This is a genomic window from Runella sp. MFBS21 (assembly GCF_029433105.1).
In the GTDB taxonomy this organism is placed as follows: domain Bacteria; phylum Bacteroidota; class Bacteroidia; order Cytophagales; family Spirosomataceae; genus Runella.
In genome coordinates this window covers 129,225-135,224 of the sequence record NZ_JARNTW010000016.1, presented here as the reverse complement: position 1 = coordinate 135,224, position 6,000 = coordinate 129,225, and the positions used below count along the sequence as shown (strand labels likewise).

Genomic DNA, 6,000 nt, shown 5'->3' with positions numbered 1-6,000 from the left:
GCAATGCTTAAGTTACGAACAAGGTATGAGTCGGATAGGTGGTGCGAAGTCAAAAAGAAAGTGCTCCAAATCAATTTTAAGCATCTAAACAATGCGGCATGAAGGCGACAATTTGCAATGCACCCCAACTAAACAGACATAGCATTTTTAGTGTAAAATCACCTATTTTACTATCATTTTGTATTTGTAAAAATTTAGCATCAGCTGAAACTTTATAAAAAATGCTATCAAAATCATTGTCCAGGGACAAAAATTTTTTAAGCCTGGGTATGTGTTCTAAAAACCCAACAAGCTGCACTCAGTGAAATGGGGCTGGGGCTGCCTGTTGGGTTTTTAGAAGTTGTCTTACTTGTTTTTATAAATAGGATTGTATATATCTACGAAGTTGTTCTGGCTTCTATGGGATACTCGACTATCAAACAGACAGAGGAAAGTTACACAATTGTGTTTGTGAATACATTAATCCATGCTTTTAAGTCAGTGGGTTTAATTTAAGGTCAAAATCATTGCTCAGGAAGGCAAGCTTTGCAAATAGAGCTTAAAATTTGCTATCAAATAGTCCCGTAGTATATTAGAGTGGTCTATAGAGCTGTTAGCAGGATACCCGATTGTCAGTTGCTATTTAATAGGTGTTTTTTGTCTACCCCACGCTACAAAGATGGCCATAAGAAGCATGAAAATATTGAAGCTAATATCTTTTGCTTCACCCCTTGAAATATGGAAAATACTTGCAAGCGTCATTAAAGTGGTCATTCCGTAAGCTGTATAAATTGTCAGTTTAGGGCGAATACGAAGTAATGCTGGCAATACAATTCCAAGTCCGCCTAATAAGTCCACAATGCCTGTTATCAGAACAAGAGTTGCATTGTCTTTTACCCAAGGAAAGGACAAATCTTCGGGTTTGAAAAGTTTCATAAACCCTGCCCAAAGAAAAGTGGTGGCTAAAATCCCCTGTACTATCCAAAGGATAGTGTTCATTGTTTTTGATGTTTTTTGTGATGCTGTCATAGCTTATATTGTCTTGAAGCTTCAAATTTAGGTACCTTTGCTATCGAAATGATATTACTTCCTGTTTGGAAAGCGCTTTCCAAACAGGAAGTATCGTAAAAAACGAAAATATGTTGTCCAAAGCTGGTTGTCCCAAAACGATGTTGTCAATTCAAGATGCTCTTGAAGCTGTCGAAGGAAGATGGAAGTTGCTTATTTTGTTTGTCTTGGCAGAAAAGCCAAAACGCTTCAAGCAGATTGCAAAAGAAGTGAATGGAATAACGGACAAAACGCTGTCAAAAGAGTTAAAAAGTTTGGAAGCAAATAAACTTATCCGCAGAGATGTGTATGATACTTTTCCTCCCACAGTTGAATATACCATTACTCCACATGGTTTGTCGCTTGAAAAAGTCTTAGACGAGCTTCATTTTTGGGGGCTGGCTCATCGTAAAAAAGTCATAGGAAAATAGGTGCGAAAGCAATGCATTAATCCGATTTTGTTAATGTATGCTAGGGCGTGATGCTAATCGTAGCATATATTTAAAGTTGAGCATGTATTCGTTAATTAAATGACTGTCTGAACCCCAAGGGGGATTGATTGGTTTTGGTCTTGAAAAGTTTGCTGAATGATTGTGAATGCTCAAAACCAAGTTCGTATGCAATTTCGCTTACTGAAAGCGCTGTGGTTGATAATTTTTCTTTTGCTTTTTCAATCAACTTGTCGTGGATGTGTTGTTGTGCGGTTTGTCCTGTAAGTTGTTTTAGGCAATCACTCAGATACTTTGGGGATAAGTTAAGTTGTGAAGCAAGATAATTTACGGTCAGCAAACTTTTATCGGTAGTTGTGTCGTCAAAATAAGTGTCGATTATTTTTTCAACTTTGCTTAACATACCGCTATTACTCGGTTTTCGTGTAATGAACTGCCGCTTATAATATCGATTGCAATACGTCAGCAGTAAATCAATGTTTGCAATTACAAGGTCTTGACTAAAATTGTCAATCGGAAAGTTATATTCTCTTTCTATTTGCTGAAAAATGATGTCGATAGATTTCTCTTCGTCTTCAGAAAGGAGCAATGCTTCGTTTACTGCATACTCAAAAAATCCGTACTCTTTTATTTTCTGTCCTAGCGTATAGGTTCTAAAAAAGTCGGGATGAATGTTGAGCAACCAACCTGAGGTTGCCAACACATCACCTACTCCTAAAATATGTAATTGTTTTGGTGCAAAAAAAGACATTACACCTTCATCAAAATCGTAAATAGTTTGTCCATATTGCAATTTGCCCGGACAATTTTTTTTCAAAACAATTTGATAATAATCAAAAATCAATCGCAAACGATTTGGGTTTGTAACCTGAGCTAGGTTTTCAAATCTCATTACGCTAAATAAGGGGTGTTTGGGTTTTCCAATACCTATTAATTGATGACTTTGTGCGATTGATTTTATCTCAATAGTTTGTAATGCCTCTTTTGCCATGATTAAAGTTGAAAATTATAAATTCATTTCCTTCCGTTTTTGATTTGCGAATACTTTTGCGATGATTGCATTGGGTATTAAAGCGGCCATTTTCGTTGTAAATCGATTACCTCTCCCCGAAACGTGAAACGTTTTTTTCTTTTCCAAGGCTTCTACCATTTCAAACGCCACCTGCTCTGATGTTTGTGTGTAGGCACCTTTTACTAGTGTTTGCCCCCACTCGTTGTTGTTTGCGGGTGTATTCATAAAGTTAGTAGTCGTAAAGCCTGGATTAAACAACATAACGGCTATTCCGTAAGGCTTGCATTCTTCGGTAAGTGCTTGGGTAAACGAACGAACAAAGGCTTTTGAGGCTGCATAGGCTGCCATATAAGGACTTGGAACAAATGCTGCTAATGAGGCCACATTAATAATACTCCCCTTTTGGTTTTTAATCATTTCTGGTAAGTATAAATGACAGAGTGCTACTAGCGACGCATTGTTGAGGTATATCATATCCAATTCTGATTGCAGATGGTTTTTTATAAACTCACCTGATGAGCCAATTCCCGCATTGTTTACCAATAACGTTACTAATAAATTTCTTTTTTTACTTTCGTCAAAGACTTCATTTGCTGCATTGGGTTTGCTCAAATCTGCTACAATATATTGAGCATGGATGCCATAGGTTTTTGATAATTGATTGCATTGTTTTTGCAGTTTATCTGCATTTCTGGCAACAAGCAATAGGTTGTGTTTTTTTTCTGCCAATTTATTAGACAGCGCTTCGCCTATTCCGCTCGAAGCCCCTGTAATTAGTGTTACTTCCATTTTTTGAACTAGTTAAATTTTCTGCAACAAAATTACAGTATCTTATCACCTGAAAAGTGTTCAAAAAGCGGTTTGTTGTGTTCAAATGTCCGTTTTAATATTTATACTCACAGAATAAGCGCAGTAGCGCCCCTATGCGAGTTGCACACAAAATAGTAAAAAATTGGGTAGTTTGAAGTATTTATAATAAAGCATGCAAATAATTTGCAGTGTCTTTAAGTTTGTTGTATGCAGTTTCATATCAGGGTCAAGCGACCCACTTACATACAGGGTATTGCCTGCCCAAACTGCTTGAGAAGTTCCTCTGGGAAGCCGAATCGTAGTATCTGAAACATTTTTAATCAAAACCTTTTCAGGTTGTGGTTTAAACGACTTTTGATTTGTCTTCTTTGCGCTTGAACAACCTATGCTCAAAAGGATTAAAAATAAAAATGTAATCTGTTTCATATTATTATTAATTTCAAAAACAGTACTACAACTGTCGATTGTTATACTTCTAGCAGTCTTGCGGGATAATACCTATTGTTGTACCGTCGTACCTTGTTTTCATTGTCAAATTATTCGCTGCACTAAAGGGATTTTACGAATTAACCCAACAAGCATATAGGAAAATACAATACTTAAAATACAAGCTATAATATATTTAATAGTTGGGTTAAAAGTCAAAGATTCCAGGATCATAGTAATGCCAACTACAACAGCAGAATGGAAAATATAAACCCCATATCTATTTTTTCTCAATATTGATAAAATAGAGTTTGTGTCGTTGAATCTTTTATTAAATAGGTGAAGAAAAAAGCCAGAGAAACCAATACACAAAAAGACTTGGGCTAATGAAAGAGAAACAGATTCCCAGCTAAATCTCAAAAATTTATGAATTATAGACGGATTCGTTATAAGAAGATAAATAATCAAGCCAAAGTAGGCGGCTGCTATAAGTGATATGGGAAACCATGTAATTGCCACTTTTCTGGATAAATCATCAAGCCAATGTTTTCTGTATACCAATAGCCCGATTGCATACATAAAAATGTAAGGAATGATATTGGAAAACTCTATGCCAATAAAGTTTTGTCCAAGTGGGAAAAATTGCCGCATGAGGAGTGTAAGACCACTGCATATAATAATAATCGTCAGTATATTTAAATGTGAGGGGGTATTGTCAGATATATATTTTGAAATTGAAAAATGAGGTTTTATAAATTTCCAATAGCTAATATATACTAACTCAAAAATTATCAACACCAGAATAAACCACACATGAGAGGTGTATGGTTTGGCATTTTGTTGTAATACATAATTCAGCCATGACAAGTGAGTAGTACTATTGTGGATTTCAATATAATATAAAATACTTGGGGCAAGAATAGTCATTACAAATAATAGTGGTACCACTAGGCGTACTAGTCTTGCTTTTATAAATTTTCGTACTCCTTTTTTCTCTAATGAGGGAATTGTTAAAAAAGCTGAAATGAAAAAGAAAAGGCTCATTGAAAATGATGCCTCGATTCCAGTTAATGCCGAAAGGAAAATTTGAGTTGTACCTGTTAGTTTTTCTGATGTAACATAACACCAGCCGCCCATTGTCCCATAACCTATACTAACATGGTGAAGTACAACGAGGACGGACAAGAATATCATAAGATTATCTAAATAATAAAGTCGCTTCATTTGTTACATCTAATTTTGTTAATGAGTTGGGTATTTCACAGCCCTGCAACAGTTTGCGTATTGGTGCAGTGGGGACTTTACACCTACGGCCCCCACGAAAGCTTAGTTATTGGGGTTGTTTTTCGTCTTTATACAACTTTACTTTCAATTTTTGTTTCGTATCCAAGTCTGCCCTGTGTAAATAGCAATAACAAAACAACAAGAAACACAAAAGACAATGCTAAAAGTAGTTCAAATGAAATCAGGTCTTTGGTTGCTGAATTGGCAAGGAAGTCATTTAGTATAAAAGGGCTGCTATTGAATATGCCGTGCATGATGATAGCAACTACAACATTTCCTTTGGAAATGTTATAGATAAATGTCATGACAAAGGAGAGGCTAACAACTAACATTGCATAAATATACATTGGGCTTGATGTCCAAGTTGGAATTAAAAACAACGGTAAATGCCAACAAAACCACAAAACACCTAGAATAAGCGAAGCTAAAAATGGATTGTATTTTCTTAATAGTCTTGGTAACGCAAATCCTCTCCAGCCGGGTTCTTCACCTAACGGTCCTGCTGCCAAAAAAATGCTATGAATAATGGCTGATGGATATGCAAGAAAAGCTTTCCAATTCCACAAACTAAGAGGGGGTTTGGTTAGAATTGCACTTGGAATGAGTATAAAAGCAGAAGCAATTAAAATAAATCCAACAATTAACCCTAACAATAGGTGTTTCCACCGGACCCGAAAACGAAAGAATTTCAAATTGTGCTGTGTCAACCATTGAATTAAGAAAGCGGCAAATAAGGGGGCAAAAGTTCCTATTATTACATACGGCATAGGAATTTTTATAGGCAAATAGCCAATTCCTGTTTGTGAAAGAATTAACGGTAGCCAACTTAGCCAGGCAACCAGATATGCCAAAGAAAAAAATAAGACAAGTGGATGCTCTCTTGCAATCTTTTTTATCGTCATTGAGAGTGGTTGTTTAAAATGGTAGGCAACGGTTTGCCGCTTTGCGAAGACAGGGCTTGGAAAACCGTTAACCTGTAATATACTCAAGCTA

The 6,000-nt window shown here is 36.0% G+C and carries 7 protein-coding genes; 1 reads left to right on the top strand and 6 read right to left on the bottom strand.

From position 1 onward, the window contains the following. Positions 1 to 618 precede the first annotated feature (618 nt). Positions 619 to 1,008, bottom strand: a complete 390-nt coding sequence (locus tag P1X15_RS24140; RefSeq protein WP_277340704.1) for a DoxX family protein — start codon at positions 1,006 to 1,008, stop codon at positions 619 to 621. A 140-nt stretch (positions 1,009 to 1,148) separates the two neighbouring features. Between P1X15_RS24140 and P1X15_RS24135 the strand changes: the two genes are divergently transcribed. After that, complete coding sequence (locus P1X15_RS24135) at positions 1,149 to 1,457, top strand: helix-turn-helix domain-containing protein (RefSeq protein ID WP_310586043.1); 309 nt, start codon at positions 1,149 to 1,151, stop codon at positions 1,455 to 1,457. A 91-nt stretch (positions 1,458 to 1,548) separates the two neighbouring features. On the opposite strand, the gene P1X15_RS24130 is transcribed toward P1X15_RS24135, so the two are convergent. The 5 genes from P1X15_RS24130 to P1X15_RS24110 all read right to left on the bottom strand — a co-directional run bounded on the left by P1X15_RS24130 (position 1,549) and on the right by P1X15_RS24110 (position 5,909). Beyond that, complete coding sequence (locus P1X15_RS24130) at positions 1,549 to 2,466, bottom strand: AraC family transcriptional regulator (RefSeq protein WP_277340702.1); 918 nt, start codon at positions 2,464 to 2,466, stop codon at positions 1,549 to 1,551. Between the two features lie 15 nt (positions 2,467 to 2,481). Further along, on the bottom strand, positions 2,482 to 3,276 hold the full coding sequence (locus P1X15_RS24125; protein WP_277340701.1) for an SDR family oxidoreductase: 795 nt from the start codon (positions 3,274 to 3,276) through the stop codon (positions 2,482 to 2,484). A gap of 132 nt (positions 3,277 to 3,408) precedes the next feature. After that, positions 3,409 to 3,723 (bottom strand): RidA family protein, encoded by a 315-nt coding sequence (locus tag P1X15_RS24120; RefSeq protein ID WP_277340700.1) that lies wholly within the window; start codon positions 3,721 to 3,723, stop codon positions 3,409 to 3,411. A 105-nt stretch (positions 3,724 to 3,828) separates the two neighbouring features. Next, the gene (locus P1X15_RS24115) at positions 3,829 to 4,947 is read right to left on the bottom strand and encodes an acyltransferase family protein (RefSeq protein WP_277340699.1); all 1,119 of its coding nucleotides are present in this window, start codon (positions 4,945 to 4,947) and stop codon (positions 3,829 to 3,831) included. A 128-nt stretch (positions 4,948 to 5,075) separates the two neighbouring features. Further along, positions 5,076 to 5,909 carry a CPBP family intramembrane glutamic endopeptidase gene (locus P1X15_RS24110; RefSeq protein ID WP_277340698.1) on the bottom strand — a complete coding sequence of 278 codons (834 nt, stop codon included), beginning with the start codon at positions 5,907 to 5,909 and terminating at the stop codon, positions 5,076 to 5,078. Between the last annotated feature and the right edge of the window lie 91 nt (positions 5,910 to 6,000).

Coding starts and splice junctions, on each gene's coding strand:
- P1X15_RS24140 (WP_277340704.1), bottom strand. CDS start 1,008: ATGACAGCATCACAAAAAACATCAAAAACAATGAACACTATCCTTTGG.
- P1X15_RS24135 (WP_310586043.1), top strand. CDS start 1,149: ATGTTGTCAATTCAAGATGCTCTTGAAGCTGTCGAAGGAAGATGGAAG.
- P1X15_RS24130 (WP_277340702.1), bottom strand. CDS start 2,466: ATGGCAAAAGAGGCATTACAAACTATTGAGATAAAATCAATCGCACAA.
- P1X15_RS24125 (WP_277340701.1), bottom strand. CDS start 3,276: ATGGAAGTAACACTAATTACAGGGGCTTCGAGCGGAATAGGCGAAGCG.
- P1X15_RS24120 (WP_277340700.1), bottom strand. CDS start 3,723: ATGAAACAGATTACATTTTTATTTTTAATCCTTTTGAGCATAGGTTGT.
- P1X15_RS24115 (WP_277340699.1), bottom strand. CDS start 4,947: ATGAAGCGACTTTATTATTTAGATAATCTTATGATATTCTTGTCCGTC.
- P1X15_RS24110 (WP_277340698.1), bottom strand. CDS start 5,909: ATGACGATAAAAAAGATTGCAAGAGAGCATCCACTTGTCTTATTTTTT.